This window comes from Curtobacterium sp. NPDC088465 (genome assembly GCF_044753165.1).
Classification (GTDB): domain Bacteria; phylum Actinomycetota; class Actinomycetes; order Actinomycetales; family Microbacteriaceae; genus Curtobacterium.
Map to the genome: position 1 here is coordinate 81,606 of NZ_JBIVMR010000001.1, position 15,146 is coordinate 96,751.

At 71.9% G+C, this 15,146-nt stretch carries 13 protein-coding genes; 8 read left to right on the forward strand and 5 right to left on the reverse strand.

From position 1 onward, the window contains the following. Window positions 1-72: 72 nt before the first annotated feature. Complete coding sequence (locus tag ACIP6W_RS00385; RefSeq protein WP_066653237.1) at window positions 73-1,161, forward strand: YihY/virulence factor BrkB family protein; 1,089 nt, start codon at window positions 73-75, stop codon at window positions 1,159-1,161. Window positions 1,162-1,264: 103 nt separating this feature from the next. Here ACIP6W_RS00385 and ACIP6W_RS00390 read toward each other — a convergent pair whose 3' ends face one another. From ACIP6W_RS00390 to ACIP6W_RS00400, 3 genes are all read right to left on the reverse strand, one after another. Then, window positions 1,265-2,749, reverse strand: a complete 1,485-nt coding sequence (locus ACIP6W_RS00390) for an aspartate ammonia-lyase (RefSeq protein WP_066653235.1) — start codon at window positions 2,747-2,749, stop codon at window positions 1,265-1,267. Between the two features lie 125 nt (window positions 2,750-2,874). After that, window positions 2,875-3,171 (reverse strand): hypothetical protein, encoded by a 297-nt coding sequence (locus tag ACIP6W_RS00395; RefSeq protein WP_066653232.1) that lies wholly within the window; start codon window positions 3,169-3,171, stop codon window positions 2,875-2,877. Next, window positions 3,171-4,427 (reverse strand): inorganic phosphate transporter, encoded by a 1,257-nt coding sequence (locus tag ACIP6W_RS00400; protein WP_081984745.1) that lies wholly within the window; start codon window positions 4,425-4,427, stop codon window positions 3,171-3,173. Before ACIP6W_RS00400 ends, ACIP6W_RS00395 begins: the two co-directional genes overlap by 1 nt. A 116-nt stretch (window positions 4,428-4,543) precedes the next feature. On the opposite strand from ACIP6W_RS00400, the gene ACIP6W_RS00405 reads away from it, so the two are divergent. The 3 genes from ACIP6W_RS00405 to ACIP6W_RS00415 all read left to right on the forward strand — a co-directional run bounded on the left by ACIP6W_RS00405 (window position 4,544) and on the right by ACIP6W_RS00415 (window position 8,344). After that, window positions 4,544-6,232: a sodium:proton antiporter gene (locus ACIP6W_RS00405; RefSeq protein ID WP_209686086.1), complete on the forward strand. Its 1,689-nt coding sequence runs from the start codon at window positions 4,544-4,546 to the stop codon at window positions 6,230-6,232. A 334-nt stretch (window positions 6,233-6,566) separates the two neighbouring features. Beyond that, a complete protein-coding gene (locus ACIP6W_RS00410; protein ID WP_251154808.1) occupies window positions 6,567-7,991 on the forward strand; it encodes an ABC transporter permease in 1,425 nt (474 codons plus the stop codon). Window positions 7,992-8,044: 53 nt separating this feature from the next. Next, on the forward strand, window positions 8,045-8,344 hold the full coding sequence (locus ACIP6W_RS00415; protein ID WP_066653223.1) for a hypothetical protein: 300 nt from the start codon (window positions 8,045-8,047) through the stop codon (window positions 8,342-8,344). Here ACIP6W_RS00415 and ACIP6W_RS00420 read toward each other — a convergent pair. Next, window positions 8,341-8,847, reverse strand: coding sequence for an 8-oxo-dGTP diphosphatase (locus ACIP6W_RS00420; protein WP_400427603.1), 507 nt, complete (start codon window positions 8,845-8,847; stop codon window positions 8,341-8,343). The two genes, ACIP6W_RS00415 and ACIP6W_RS00420, sit on opposite strands and share 4 nt — an antisense overlap. Window positions 8,848-8,931: 84 nt before the next feature. On the opposite strand from ACIP6W_RS00420, the gene ACIP6W_RS00425 reads away from it, so the two are divergent. Further along, window positions 8,932-9,282 (forward strand): tryptophan synthase subunit alpha, encoded by a 351-nt coding sequence (locus ACIP6W_RS00425; RefSeq protein ID WP_066653218.1) that lies wholly within the window; start codon window positions 8,932-8,934, stop codon window positions 9,280-9,282. Between the two features lie 35 nt (window positions 9,283-9,317). Continuing rightward, window positions 9,318-10,208 (forward strand): aminodeoxychorismate lyase, encoded by an 891-nt coding sequence (locus ACIP6W_RS00430; RefSeq protein ID WP_400427605.1) that lies wholly within the window; start codon window positions 9,318-9,320, stop codon window positions 10,206-10,208. Window positions 10,209-10,356: 148 nt separating this feature from the next. Here the strand turns inward: ACIP6W_RS00430 and ACIP6W_RS00435 are convergent, their stop codons facing one another. Continuing rightward, on the reverse strand, window positions 10,357-11,556 hold the full coding sequence (locus ACIP6W_RS00435; protein ID WP_400427608.1) for an amidohydrolase: 1,200 nt from the start codon (window positions 11,554-11,556) through the stop codon (window positions 10,357-10,359). Between the two features lie 110 nt (window positions 11,557-11,666). Between ACIP6W_RS00435 and ACIP6W_RS00440 the strand changes: the two genes are divergently transcribed. Together ACIP6W_RS00440 and ACIP6W_RS00445 are read left to right on the forward strand one after the other, a co-directional pair. After that, complete coding sequence (locus ACIP6W_RS00440; protein WP_400427611.1) at window positions 11,667-12,899, forward strand: Fic family protein; 1,233 nt, start codon at window positions 11,667-11,669, stop codon at window positions 12,897-12,899. Continuing rightward, window positions 12,896-15,067: a S9 family peptidase gene (locus ACIP6W_RS00445; RefSeq protein ID WP_400427613.1), complete on the forward strand. Its 2,172-nt coding sequence runs from the start codon at window positions 12,896-12,898 to the stop codon at window positions 15,065-15,067. Before ACIP6W_RS00440 ends, ACIP6W_RS00445 begins: the two co-directional genes overlap by 4 nt. Window positions 15,068-15,146 lie beyond the last annotated feature (79 nt).

A 15,146-nucleotide genomic window follows, 5' to 3' on the forward strand; every position in this document is an offset into this window, starting at 1 on the left:
CGCGGACGGGAGGCGCGTGGCGGTGCCGCACCGCGCCTCCCGGCCGTCGTGGGGTCGGGTACGGTACATCGCATGCCCGACAGCGCCTCGCGCGACCTGCAGCGGACCGGCGTCCGCGCGGTCGTCCGGCGCACCTACCACTCGGTGATCCGCCACCGCGTCGTGGACGCCGCGGCCTCCCTGACGTTCTTCGCCCTGCTGACCGTGTTCCCCGCGGCGCTCGCCGTGGTGTCGGCCCTGTCCGTCGTGGACCGGCAGGGCGACAGCCTGACCGACATCATCCAGGTGCTGGGCTTCATCGTCCGCCCCGAGACCGCGCAGCACCTCGAGGGGCCGCTGCGCCAGCTGCTGACGCTCGACAACCCGTGGGTGGGCTTCTCGATCGGGCTCGTCCTGACGCTGTGGTCGCTCTCCGGGTACGCCACGGCGTTCGGACGCGCGATGAACACCGCCTACGAGGTCGAGGAGGGCCGGCGGATCTGGAAGTTCCGCAGCATGATGCTCCTCGTCACGTTGCTCGTGATGGTCGGCGGGGCGATCGCGATCGTCATCCTGCTCGGCACCCCGACGATCTCGGCGGCGATCGTCCGGCAGCTGGGGTGGGCACCGTGGATCGACGACCTGTGGAACGTGGCGAAGTGGCCCGTGCTCGCCGTCGTCCTCGTGGTGATGGTGGCGGTCCTCTACTACGCGACGCCGAACGTGAAGACCCCGCAGCTGCGGTGGGTGTCGGCCGGAGCGGCGTTCGCGATCGTGACCTGGGCGGTGGCGACCCTCGGCTTCTCGATCTACGTCGAGACGGTCGGCGGCAGCGGGAACCGGGCCTACGGGTGGCTCGGTGGCGCGATCCTGCTGCTCGTGTACCTGTACATCTCGAACTTCGTGCTCGTCGTCGGCGGGGAGCTCGACTCCGAGGTCATCCGGATGCGCCAGCTCCTCGCGGGCATCGAGGCTGACGAGTCGATCCGACTGCCACTCCGCGACGTCACGCGGAACTTCACGCTCGCACGCTGGCGCGACCAGGACATCGCTGCGGCGCACCGGGTCCGGCTCGCCGCGCAGCAGCGTGCCGAGGACGAGCACGAGGAGCCCTCGCCGACCGAGGAGCACCTGCGCGCGATGTCGCACCAGGTGCGGGTCGGCGAGCCCCCGCTGCCCTAGGCTCCAGCGCTCGCGCGGCGCTCCGCACGACGCAACGTCGGCGACGCCTCGCAGCGCTGTACCGCTGCGCAGTGCCGCCGAGGTTGCGTCCCGCGGGACGGGGTCAGCGCTCGCGCGCGACCCGCTCCGCCTCGGCGTCCAACATCTCCTCGGTGACGATCGGGATCGCCCCCGTCGCGAGCTCGATGCCCGACAAGCGCGCCGGCGACAGGACCCGCTGCACCTGGTCCTCGTCCATCAGCCCCGCCGCCGTGACGAGCGTCGCGATCGGCGTCGAGGTCGTCAACGCGGTGTGCGCGATCGACGCCGCGGCCGCGTAGCCGATGTAGGGCGTCAGCGCGGTGACGACGCCGACGTTGGTGTCCACCTGCGCGGCGAGCTTGGCCTCGTTCGCCTCGATGCCCGTGACGCAGTTCACCCGGAGCGTGGCGCACCCGCTCGCCATCCACTGCAGCGACTGCAGGATCGAGTGGGTGATGATCGGCTCGAAGGCGTTGAGCTGCAGCTGCCCGCCCTCGGCGGCCATCGTCACCGTGGTGTCGGCACCGGCGACGGCGAACGCGATCTGGTTGACGACCTCCGGGATCACCGGGTTGACCTTGCCCGGCATGATCGACGACCCCGCCTGGCGTGCGGGCAGCGTGATCTCGCCGAGCCCCGCCTGCGGCCCCGACGCGAGCAACCGCAGGTCGTTGCAGATCTTCGACAGCTTGGCCGCGCTGCGCTTCACCGTGCCGGACAGCGTCATGAAGGCACCGGCGTCACTCGTCGCCTCGATCAGGTCGGGTGCGGTGACGATGTCGAGCCCGCTCGCGACCTGCAGCTGCCGACGGACCTCGTCGCGGTACTGCGGGTCCGCGGTGATGCCCGTGCCGATGGCCGTCGCCCCGAGGTTCGTCTCCGCGAGCAGCGGCGAGACCGTGCGGAGGAGCAGGACGTCCTCCTGGATGGTGTGCGCGAACCCGGTGAACTCCTGCCCGAGGGTCATCGGCACGGCGTCCTGCAGCTGCGTGCGCCCGACCTTCAGGACGTCCTGGAACGCCCGGCCGCGCTCGGCGAACGCGTCGGAGAGCAGTTCGAGCTGCTCGGTGAGCCGCCGCACCCCCAGGATCATCGCCAGCTTGATGCTCGTCGGGTAGGTGTCGTTCGTCGACTGGCTGCGGTTCACGTGGTCGATCGGGTGCAGGTACGCGTAGTCGCCCTTCTCACGCCCGAGGATCTCGAGGGCGCGGTTGGCGAGCACCTCGTTCGTGTTCATGTTCGTCGACGTCCCCGCGCCGCCCTGCACGACGTCGACGACGAACTGGTCGCGGAGGCTCCCGTCGCGGACCTCCTGCGCCGCCTGGTCGATGGCGTCGGCACGCTCGGCGTCGAGCACGCCGATGGCCTTGTTCGCCCGCGCGGCCGCCTGCTTCACGGTCGCGAGCGCCTCGACGAGGTCCGGGTACACCGCGATCGGCACCGACGTGATCGGGAAGTTCTCGAGCGCCCGGAGGGTGTTGATGCCCCAGTACGCGTCGGCGGGGACCTCGAGGGATCCCAGCGAGTCGGTCTCGGTCCTGGTGCGCGCTGCTTCGTTGCCGGTCACCCTGTCGAGGCTAGCCCGTCCGGCCGGTCGGGTCCGGCAGGCGGGCGCGCGTGGTGACCGACGACGGACGGGAGGCCCGTGGCGGCGTCGCCACGGGCCTCCCGTCCGTCAGGTGGACGTGACCGTCAGTGGAACTGCGGGACGATCAGGTAGATGCCGTAGAGCACGGCCAGGCCGGAGACGGCGAAGCACGCGACGGCGAGCGCGCGGAACGCGCGGACGCCGGGCTGGACGGTGCCGGGCTGGGGGAAGCCGGCCGTGGCGGGGCCGACGGTGCCGTCGTCCTTCACGGTGTACTTGCCGGCGCGCGTGTCGGCGGCGCTCCAGAGGCGCAGGCCGATCGAGTAGACGAGGACCACGAAGCACGCGGAGACGACCGCGACGATCGCCACGGTGAGGAATGCAAACCAGTCGATGCCCATCAGCGGCGCCCTCCGTTCCGTCCGGCCATGCGGCGCAGGGTGCGCTCACGGCTGAGCTCGGCGCGCCGCTCGGCGACCTGGGCGGCACGCTTCTTGCGCTGCATGTCGCGGAGCTCCTTGCGGGTGAAGACCGCGTTGGCGGCCACGTCCACCTCGATCGCGGCGGCCTGGTCGTGCGGCTTCCGCAGCGACCAGAGGTAGAGCCCGAGGATGACGGCGGCGCCGACGACCGCGTCGATGACGAGTCCCCCGACACCGAGCCGGGCGATGCCGGACGCGATCGCGCCGACGGCTGCGGCGGCCGGCAGCGTGATGAACCAGGCGACGACGATCTTGCCCGCCGTCGACCACTGGATCTTCGAGCCACGACGGCCGAGCCCGGCGCCGATGATCGACCCCGACGACACCTGCGTGGTCGAGAGCGCGAAGCCGAGGTGGCTCGACGCGAGGATGGTGGCTGCGGTGGACGCCTCGGCGGCGAAGCCCTGGGTGGCGCGGATCTCGGTCAGACCCGACCCGAGGGTGCGGATGATGCGCCAACCACCGGTGTACGTGCCGAGTGCGATCGCGAGCGCACACGCGACGACGACCCAGAACTGCACGCCCTGGTTCGCCGACTGCGCGCCCGAGGCGATCAGCGTCAGCGTGATCACGCCCATCGTCTTCTGCGCGTCGTTCGTGCCGTGCGCGAGGGAGACCATCGAGCTCGTGAACACCTGGCCGATGCGGAAGCCGCCGCGCTCGTTCGGGAAGACCGGACGACGGGTCACGCGGTAGGCGATGCGCGTGGCGAGGAGCGAGACCAGCGCGGCGATCACCGGCGACAGGAACGCGGGGATGATCACGACGGTCAGCAGCGCGGCGTAGTTCACGGAGTCGAAGCCGGCTCCGACGATCGCGGCACCGATGAGCCCGCCGAACAGCGCGTGCGAGGACGACGACGGCAGACCGCGCAGCCACGTGATCATGTTCCAGACGACCGCGCCGATCAGGCCCGCGAAGATCATCTCCGGGGTGATCGCGACGCCACCGGGGCCCTCGTTGATCAGGCCGTGCGAGATCGACGTCGCGACGGCGGTGCTGAGGAACGCACCGACGAGGTTGAGCACCGCGGCGACCGTGACGGCCACCTTGGGCTTCATGGCACCGGTGGCGATCGGTGTCGCCATCGCGTTGGCGGTGTCGTGAAAACCGTTTGTGAAGTCGAAGAAGAGGGCCAACGCGATGACCAGGACGACTATGAGTGTGATGTCCACCGCGGGCAAGTGTCGCAGCCGATCGGCTCCGGGGCAAACCCTGTCGTCCGCCGCCGCGCCACCCGACCTGCGGGATCGTTCAGCCTGCGAATCATGTCGATGGGAGAATGGACCCCATGGACACCGCGGAACTCCTCATCCTGTTGATCGGTTCACTCGCGGTGACCGGCTTCGCGCGGGCCAAGGGGCTGCCCGCGCCGCTGCTCGTCACGGCCGTGGCGCTCGCGGTGTCGTTCCTGCCGGGCCTGCCGGAGATCGAGATCGACTCCGAGGTGATCCTCACCGTCGTCCTGCCGCCGCTGCTCTACTCCGCCGCCCTCGACGTGTCGTGGCAGAGCTTCCGGCAGTCGATCAAGCAGATCCGCCGTCTCGGTATCTTCCTCGTGATCGTCACCGCGCTCGCGGTCGCCCTCGCCGCGTACATCATCATCCCGGACATGGACTGGCCCGCGGCGATCCTGCTCGGCGCCGTCGTCGCCCCGCCGGACGCGGTGTCCGCCGCGGCGATCGGCCGGAAGCTCGGACTCCCCCGCCGGGTGATGACGGTCCTGTCCGGCGAGAGCCTCATCAACGACGCCGCGTCCCTCACCCTCGTGCGGGTCTTCACGCTCATCGCGGCGGGGACGTCGCTGACGATCTGGCAGGACCTCGGCATCTTCGGGCTCGCGATCGGTGTCGGCCTGGCGGTGGGCATCGTCCTCGGCGTCGCCGTCCACTGGATCCGGATGCGCATCAACGACCCGGTCGTCGAGACGATCATGAGCATCCTGCTGCCCTTCGTCGCGTACGTCCTCGCCGAGCACCTCTCCGGCTCCGGGGTCATCGCCGTGGTCACCGCGGGGCTGTACATCGGCTACAACTCGCCGAAGGAGGGCTACGCGACCCGGCTGCAGGAGCGCCCGCTGTGGACGAGTGCGGACGTGATCCTCGAGGGGTTCGTCTTCGCCCTCATCGGCCTGCAGCTGAAGACCGTCGTCCAGGACCTCGTCGAGAGCGACCGCAGCCTGACGCAGACCCTCACCGCGGCGGCCGTCGTCCTGGTCGTCGTGATCCTCGTGCGACCGCTCTTCGTGTTCGAGTCGTACGCGCGCAACCGCTTCAACGGCCGGTGGCTGCGGCCGTTGCGCGTCCGACTGTCCCGCGGTCACCCGTCCCTGCGCTGGCTGCGCGGCTCCGCCGAACCGAAGCTGAACTGGCGGGAGCTCACCGTCATCTCGTGGACCGGCATGCGCGGTGTGGTGACCCTCGCCGCGGCGGTCTCCGTCGTCGGCAACTCGGTCGACGTCAAGGCGCAGGACACCATCTTCGTGATCGCCTTCGTGGTCACCGTCGGCACGCTCCTGCTCCAGGGGCTGACCCTGCCGTTCGTGATCCGGGCGCTGAAGGTGCAGGACCCGGCCGAGGGCGAGGCGGACGTCCGGAGCGAGATGCGCCTCAACCAGCGCACCACCGAGGCCGCGATCGCCCTGCTCGAACGGAGGCGACCGGCGTGGGCCGAGCAGTACGGCGCCGAGGCATCGGACAGCGTCGTGAACCGACTGAAGGCCCGCCTCGAACGACAGGCCGAGACGTTCCGCCGCGACGCCGAGGAAGAGGAGGTCGAGGACCGGAACGCTCCGCTGCGACTCCGCGGCGCCCAGATCCAGGACATCCGCCGCGAACTGCTCGACCGTCGCCGCGAGATCGTGCTCGAGGAACGCGAGAAGGGCAACCTCGACGAGGAGGTCATGCGCCGCGTGCTCGTGACGCTCGACGCCGAGGAACTCGCGATGGACTCGGCCCAGGCCTCCCGCAGCCGGTCCTGACCCGGCGCTGCCGGTCCCGGGCCGCCGCAGCCGGTCCTGCCCCGGCGCTGCCGGTCCCGGGCCGCCGCAGCCGGTCCTGCCCCGACAGCTCACGGGGCGCGGTGAGCACGCCCGGCGTACCGTGATGCTCCGACCAGCAGAAGGAGCAGAGCGCCGAGTGAGCGAGCCGCGGAACGACGTCCCCAGGAAGAGCGACCTCCCCGATCGTGACGGAGCGCCGCGGTCGTCCGCGCCGAAGCCCCGGCAGACCCGGCCCTCGACGCGGGGCGGTTCGCGGCCCCGTCGCGGTGCTCCCGTCGCCGGCAGCCGGAGCGCCGGCAGCCGTGCGGGGCGCGTGCGCCAGGCACCGGTGCCCGAGCCGCAGCGGATCAGCCGGTACCGCCGCTGGTACGGCACGCTCCACCCCTCGCTGCAGCTCATCGGGCTGCAGCTCTGGATGCCGCTGTTCTTCATCGTCGGCTTCTGCCTCTGCTACGTCTTCGCCTTCCACGCTCCCCACCCGCACGACGTCCCCGTCGCCCTGGTCGGCAGCGATCCGACCCTCGTCGCCGCCGTCGGCAAGGCCCTGCCCGGTGAGTACGTGTTCCACACGTACGAGTCGCTGGCCCGCGCGAAGCAGGACGTCCTGGCCGGCACGATGGCCGTCGCGTACGACCCTTCGGCGAACGAGGTCTTCAAGGCGAGCGCCCACCAGTTCCAGGTCGCCTCGCTCGTCCCCGCGACGCTGACCAGCGTGCTCACCGGGATCGGAGTCGCCGCCCCGACCGTCACCGAGCTCGCACCGCTGCCCGCGTACGACGAGTACGGCACCGTCGCGATGTACGTCATGCTCGCCTGGTGCATCGGCGGCTACATGGTCGCGATGTTCATCGGTATCATGGGCGGTCCGCTGCGGCACCGCACCCGCATGACCGTGATCGTCGTCGGCGGCCTCGTGATCTCCCTGATCACGAACACGCTCGCCGGCCCGGTCGTCGGCGCGATCCACGGGCACTGGATCGGACTCGTCCTCATCGCCTGGGGCTGGATCGTCGCGATCGGTCTCGCCGTCAACGGCCTGAGCTACTTCGTCGGCCGGTTCATCGCCGCGCCCGCGATGATCTGCTTCGTCTTCCTGTCGATGCCGTCCTCCGGCGGCGCGTACCCGAAGTGGTTCATGCCGGAGCCCTTCGCGTGGCTCAACCACGTCGTGGTCGGCTCGAGCATGGTCGACATGATCAAGCACGAGATCTACGGCGTCGGCCCCGGCTTCGGTCGCGGGCTGGTCACGATGGGCTGTTACGCCGCCGCCGGGCTCGTGCTGATGTTCTTCGGCAAGCAGTGGTGGGAGCGCCGTCGCATCGCGGCGATCGTGAACAACCGCACGACGATGTTCCAGGACGCGCAGACCGCGAACCGCGAGTTCCTCGGGAAGCAGCGGGACGCCGAGCTCGAGCGCCACGGACTGACCTCGACCGAGACCGGCACGCTGAGCGTCCTGCGCGACGACGACTGGGAGGACGAGCGTGTCGCCGGCGACGTCTTCACCGGCGGTCGCGACGGGCTCGAGCAGGAGACCACCCCGACCGGACGCATCCCCGTGGTGCGGCAGGCGGACCGGTCCGGCCCGGCGCGACCGGGAGGCGCTGCCACCGGCCCCCGCACCCGTCCCGTCCCCCGCGTGGACGCGTCCGGTCGCCGCCCGGCCCCGGCAGGATCGCGCACGACGCGGACCGGCGCGCCCGACGAGCGCCAGCACGGACGGCACGCCGAGCGCTGAGCGGCTCCGGCGCCCGCTCGGTCGTTCCCCGGAGCGCGCGTATCCTGTTCCGCATGCACCCGCGCACCGCCTGGCACCGCGTCCTCGTCACCGCCGTCGTGGCGTTCCTCGTGCTGGCGGCAGCGCTCTACGCCGCGAGCGTGTTCCTCGCCCCCGCCGACGGCCGGAACACCGCCGGGCTGTTCGTCGGCTGGGCGATGTTCGCGGTCCTCGGGGCGATCGCGGCGGGCATCGTCGACTTCTTCGTCCGCCCGCTCGGTGGTCGCAGCGGGGACGCCGACGTCCTCGCCGCCGCGGAGGAGGCGCGCACCGGCAGTACCCGCGTCCAGCAGGGTCGTGCGGGCGCCCGCTAGACGCCTTCGCCGCTGAAGCCCGAGACGGTCGCGTTGTCCTCCGCGAAGGTGAAGCGCGCCGTGACGCTCCCGCCGGCCAGCAAGGCCGGCAACCAGTAGCGCGCGTCGTCCCACATCGCGTCGTAGGGCACCGCGTCGACGGGGACCCACCGCGGCTCCAGCTCGTCGCTGCCCGACGGGGTCCCCTGCCAGCGGCGGCAGACGAAGACGTCCGAGCGCTGCGACCAGGACGGACGGAACGGGAACCGGTAGTCCAACGTGCCACGCGCCTCCAGGTCGTCCGACTCGAGCCGCAGACCGACCTCCTCCGCCACCTCGCGCACCGCTGCCGCCACCGGCGGCTCCCCCGGCTCGCGCTTGCCGCCCGGACCGACGAGGCGCCCGGCCCCGAGCCCCCGACGCTTCTCGCCGAGCAGCACCTCGGGGCCGTCGGGACCGTCACGGAGCAGGTAGACGACCACGACCGGGGCGTGCTGGGACTTCGTCTCGTCGCGTTCGGTCACGGTCCCCAGTCTTGCGGACGTGTCCGGTGGACGCTCCGCGCTGGCGTACGATCGCTGGCATGGCAGGCGTGCTGCGGGGGCACCATGGCTGAGCCCCGCAGGACCGGGCGCAGCCTCGAAGTGCTGCGCGCCGAGGCCGCCGAGGAGATCTCGATGATCGTCGAGCACCGCAGCCGTGCAGGCGAGGACCCGTGGGAGTTCATGCCGACGCTCCCGACCGTCGACGAGCAGGTCGTGCTCATCCTCCGCGCCGACGCCGTCGAGCTCGACGCGGCGATCGGGCAGCGCAGCGTGCACTGGGCGGGCCACCCGGCCTCCGGGCAGGGCACCGAGCTCGGCGAGGAGTACCACCGGCTCCGCCGGATCGCCCTGCAGCACCCCGAGCTGACGCCGGCGGTGTGGAAGCTCATGGGCGCGCTCCCCGGGCGCGACTGACGACCACCGACCCGGTGCTGCGGTTGGATGGTGGCATGACCGACACCGTCCTCGCCGTCCTCAACCAGCCCTCGCGCGACGCCGCCCCGCACGACCCCGAGGCCGACGCCTACACGTGGGCGAAGCCGCTCGAGGAGCACCTGCAGGTGCAGGACCTCGGTGCGATCCGGGGCGACGGGGTGTTCGAGACCATCACGGTCGTCGACGGTCGACCGCAGGCACTCGAGCCGCACCTGGCGCGCTTCGTCCGGTCGGCCGCCATGCTCGACCTGCCCGCACCGGACGTCGACGCCTGGCGGCAGGCGATCGAGGCGGTGTGCGCCCGGCTCGACCCGGTGCACGAGGCCTTCGCGAAGACCGTCATGACCCGCGGCGTCGAGGGCTCCGGGCGGCCGACCGGTTGGGTCTACGCGGCGCCGTCCGGCGACCAGACCCCTGCGCGGACGGAGGGCATCGCCGTCGTGACGCTCGACCGCGGCTACCGGCACGACGTCGCGCGGACCTCGCCGTGGCTGCTGCAGGGCGCGAAGACGCTGTCGTACGCGGTGAACATGGCGGCGCTCCGCGAGGCCGAGCGTCGTGGAGCGGACGACGCGCTCTTCGTGTCGACCGACGGCTACGTGCTCGAGGGCACCCGCGCGAACCTCGTGATGTCGGTGGACGGCCGTCTGGTGACGCCGCGGACCGACATCGGCATCCTGGCCGGGACGACACAGGCCGACGTGTTCCGCTTCGCCGAGGGCGAGGGCATCGCGACGTCCTACGAGCTCGTCACGCTGGCCGACCTCGAGGCCGCCGACGCCCTGTGGCTGCTGTCGAGCGTCCGTCAAGCGGCACCGATCCGATCGGTCAACGGGGTTGCGCGGGAGATGGACCTGCCGATGACCGAGCGCATCAACGACTTCCTGCTGTCCCGCGACGCCTGACGCCTGATCTTCCGCGAAACGCCACGATGGCGGGTGCTCGCAGCGGTACAGCGCTGCGAGCAACCGCCGAGGTTGCGTGTTGCGGGTGCGGCGGGACGGCCTGGAGGCCCGTGGCGGGGCCGCCACGGGCCTCCAGGCCGTCACCGGGTCACCAGCGCGGCGTGGTGACGCCCGTCCCGTCGGCCCACTCGTAGACGGACGCACCCTCGATCCAGACGCGCGTCGCGCGGCTGGTCGCGGCGAGCGGGTCGCCGTCCCACAGGACCAGGTCGGCGTCGAAGCCCGGTTCGATCCGGCCGACCCGGTCCCCGAAGCCGAGGAAGTCCGCCGGGTTGGTGGTCAGGGCCTCGAGCGCGGTCTGCCAGGGCAGGCCCTCCTTGACCGCGGCGGTGGCCTGGTCGACCAGCATCGCGATCGGCACCACCGGCGCGTCCGTCGTGATCGCCACCCGGACGCCGGCGGCGGCGAGCGCCACGACGTTCGGGATCCCGCGGTCGCGGAGCTCCACCTTCGAGCGACTCGTGAACAGCGGGCCGTAGATGACCGGGACGTCGCGCTCGGCGAGCAGGTCGGCGATCTTGTGCGCCTCGGTGCCGTGGTTGACGACGAGCCGGTACCCGAACTCGTCGGCCAGGCGGAGCGCGGTCGCGAGGTCGTCGTGCCGGTGGACGTGCTGGTCCCACGCGAGCTCGCCGTCGAGCACCCGGACGAGCGTCTCGTTCGTCAGGTCGCGGGTGAACGGCTCCCCCTTCGCGGCGGCGGCCGCACGGGCGGCGCGGTAGTCCTGCGCGGCGACGAACGCCTCGCGGACGACCTTCGCCACGCCGAGGCGCGTCGACGGCGTCCTCCCCTTGTCGCCGTACACGCGCTTCGGGTTCTCGCCGAGGGCGCTCTTGACGCTGACGGCGTCGGAGATGAGCTGCTCGTCGATCGTGCGACCACCCCAGGTCTTGATCGCGACGGTCTGCCCGCCGATCGGGTTGCCGGAGCCGGGCTTCACGACGATGCTCGTGATGCCGCCGGACAGTGCGTCGCGGAACCCCTCGTCGTCGATGTCCACGGCGTCGATCGCCCGCACCGCAGCCTGGTTCGGGTCGGTCATCTCGTTGGTGTCGTTGCCGGCCCAGCCGTTCGCCTCCTCGTGGATGCCGACGTGGCCGTGCGACTCGACGAACCCGGGGACGAGCCAGGCGCCGGCGGCGTCGACGACGGGGAGGCCGGGCGGCGGAGCCACGTCGGGGCCGACGGCGGTGATGCGGCCGTCCTCCACGAGGACGGCACCCCCGTCGAAGGGCGGAGCGGTGACGGGGACGACGTGGGCCCCGGTGACGACGAACGAGTTGCGCATGCCACAACGGTACGGCGGAGCACCCTCGTCCCCACGACATACCGATCCCTGGCGTCCGCGGTCGCGTCCGTCCTACCGTCTCGACACCGACGATCGACGCAGGAGGCTCCGTGTCCCGACCCCGACCACCCTGGCCCGCCCACGACACCGTCGTCCGGCCGTGGCGCAGCGCCACCCGCGGCGACCGGACCGTCCGGCAGACGGCGACCGTCACCGCTTCGGTCCCACCGTGCATCGCCGACGCGCACTGGGAGCCCGACGGAGCGACCGCTGCACTGCTCGACCGGAGCCTGACGGCGCTCCGGGCGCTCGACGAGGACGGCGGAGCCGGTCCCCTGCACCGGCTGCTCACCCGGACCGAGGCGGTCGCGACCTCGCGCATCGAGCACGAGGACGCCACGGCCGAGGACGTCGCCCGGGCGCTGGTGGGCGTGCGCGCGAACACGAGCGCCTCGGTGATGGTGCAGGCCGGGGACGCCCTCGAGCGCCTGGTGCGGGCAGCCGGAGCCGGACACCTCGACGAGACCGCGCTCCTCGACGCCCACCGTGGTCTGCTGCGCGGCGACCCCGTGGACGGCCCGCACGCGGGTCGCTACCGCACCGTGCAGAACTGGATCGGGGGCGGGCGCACACCACGGGACGCCGACCACGTCCCACCGCCGCCCGAGTTCGTCCCGTCGCTCATGGCCGACCTGTTCGCGTTCCTCGCGCGCGACGACCTGCACCCCGTGGCCCAGGCGGCGATCGCACACGCGCAGTTCGAGTCGATCCACCCGTTCACCGACGGCAACGGACGGACCGGTCGCGCGCTCGTCGCGGCGGTCCTGCGGCACCGGGGTGCGACGCGGACCGCGAGTCCACCCGTCTCGTCCGTCCTGGTCGCCGAGCGCACCCGGTACTTCCAGCACCTGACGCAGTACCGCGAGGGACACGTCGACGCGTGGGTGCGCGACGTCGCCATCGCCGTGGGCGCGGGATCGGACGAGGCGCTCGTCACGGGGCTGCTGCTCGGCGAGGTCGCCGAGGACCGTGCGGCGACGACCTGCGCCGCCGGCCCGCACGCGGTGCTCGGGCGGGCGCTCGACCAGGACGCCGTCCTGACGGAGGACCACGCGGAGGAGCTCCTCCGCCGCGCGATCGCGCGGGGCGACGTCTCGGGGACGGCCGAGACGCTGCTCGAGACCACGGTCACCGACCTGTGCCGAGCCGGGGTCCTCCGTCCGGTGACGGCCCGTCGCCGGCGCCGTGCGTGGATCGCGCCGGCGGTGGCGGCCGAACTCGACGCCTTCGCCGAGCGCGTGCGAGCAGGTGTCGAGGCCCGGGCGCATAGGGTGGCGTGGTGAGCAGTGAGCACGCCCAGGCCACCCCGCCGACCGCCGCGAAGCGGCCCGTCACGCGGACCCACCACGGCATCGAGTTCGTCGACGACTACGAGTGGATGCGGGACAAGGAGTCACCGGAGACCCTCGCCCACCTCGAGGCCGAGAACGCCTGGACCGAGGCACAGACCGAGCACCTGACCGGCCTCCGCGACCGCATCTTCGCCGAGGTCAAGAACCGCGTGCAGGAGACGGACCTCTCCGTCCCGGTGCGCATGGGCGACTGGTGGTACTTCACGCGGACGGCCGAGGGCAGCCAGTACGGCGTGCACTGCCGCGCACCGATCACCGGCCCGGACGACTGGACGCCGCCCGCGGTCGACGAGGGTGCGACGGCCCTGCCCGGGGAGCAGGTCGTCCTCGACGGCAACGCCCTGGCCGAGGGGCACGACTTCTTCTCGCTCGGCAGCTACGACATCAGCGACGACGGGACCCGTCTCCTCTACGGCGTCGACGTCGAGGGCGACGAGCGCTACACGCTGCACGTGCGCGACCTCACGACGGGCACCGACCTCGGCGACGAGATCCCGGACACCGGCTCCGGCGCGACCTTCGACCCGTCCGGGCGCTACGTGTTCTACCCGACCGTCGACGAGTCCTGGCGTCCGGACCGCATCTGGCGGCACACCGTCGGCAGCGCCACCGGCGACGACGTCGTCGTGTTCGAGGAGTCCGACGACCGCTACTGGGTCGGCGTCGGCGTGACCCGCTCGTCGCAGTACATCGTCATCGAGCTCGGCTCCAAGATCACGTCCGAGGCACTGGTGCTCGACGCCGCCGACCCGACCGGCGAGTTCCGGGTCGTGTGGCCGCGGCGCGAGGGGGTCGAGTACGAGATCGAGCACGCCATCGTCGGCGGGAGCGACCGCTTCCTGGTGCTGCACAACGACGGCGCCGAGAACTTCGAGCTCGTCGACGTCCCCGCCGACGACCCCACCTCGGAGCACGACCGCCGCGTCGTCGTCGCGCACCACACCGAGCGCCGCATCGAGTCCGTCGACGCCTTCGCCGGGCACCTGGCGCTCGAGTACCGGGCCGAGGCGCTCCCCCGCGTCGCCGTCATCCCGATCGAGGGCGACGGCTACGGCGACGCGCACGAGGTCCCCTTCGACGAGGCGCTCTTCTCGGCAGGGCTCGGCGGCAACCCCGAGTGGGAGCAGCCGACCCTGCGCATCGGGTACACGTCGTTCGTCACCCCGTCCGAGGTCAGCGACCTCGACCTGGCGACCGGCGAGGTCACGGTCCTCAAGCGACAGCCGGTCCTCGGCGGCTATGACCCGGCGGACTACGTGCAGGAGCGCGACTGGGCGACGGCCCCGGACGGCACGAAGGTGCCGATCTCGCTCGTCTGGCGCCGCGACGCCGTCGACGCCGACACCCCGGCGCCGCTGCACCTGTACGGGTACGGCTCGTACGAGCACTCCATCGACCCCGGCTTCAGCGTCATGCGCCTGTCGATGCTCGACCGCGGGGTCGTCTTCGCGGTCGCCCACGTGCGGGGCGGCGGCGAGATGGGCCGCCACTGGTACGAGGACGGCAAGACCCTGACGAAGAAGAACACCTTCACCGACTTCGTCGCGGTCGCCGAGCACCTGATCGAGAGCGGCCGGACGAGCGCCGACCGTCTCGTGGCCGAGGGCGGCAGCGCCGGTGGCCTGCTCATGGGCGCGGTGGCGAACCTGGCACCGGAGCGCTTCGCGGGCATCCTGGCCGCCGTCCCGTTCGTCGACGCGCTGACCAGCATCCTCGACCCGGACCTGCCGCTCACCGTGATCGAGTGGGACGAGTGGGGCGACCCGCTGCACGACGCCGAGGTCTACCGGTACATGAGCGAGTACTCGCCGTACGAGAACGTGCGCGACGACGTGCAGTACCCGCGGATCCTCGCCGTGACGTCCATCAACGACACGCGGGTGCTCTACGTCGAGCCGGCGAAGTGGACCGCGAAGCTCCGGGAGGTCGGCGCTCCGGTGCTGCTGAAGACCGAGATGGCCGCGGGTCACGGCGGGGTGAGCGGCCGGTATGACTCCTGGCGTGAACGGGCGTTCGAGCTGGCGTGGATGCTCGAGGTGCTCGGCCTGGCTGACGTGAACCCGGCGGCGGCCTCCGCCGAACCGGTCGCCGCCGGCTGAGCGGCCGACCGGCGGCGACCGACTCAAGCGCAGACTTGGGCTTGACATGAAGTAAGCTCGCTTCAAAGCCGTCATAGCA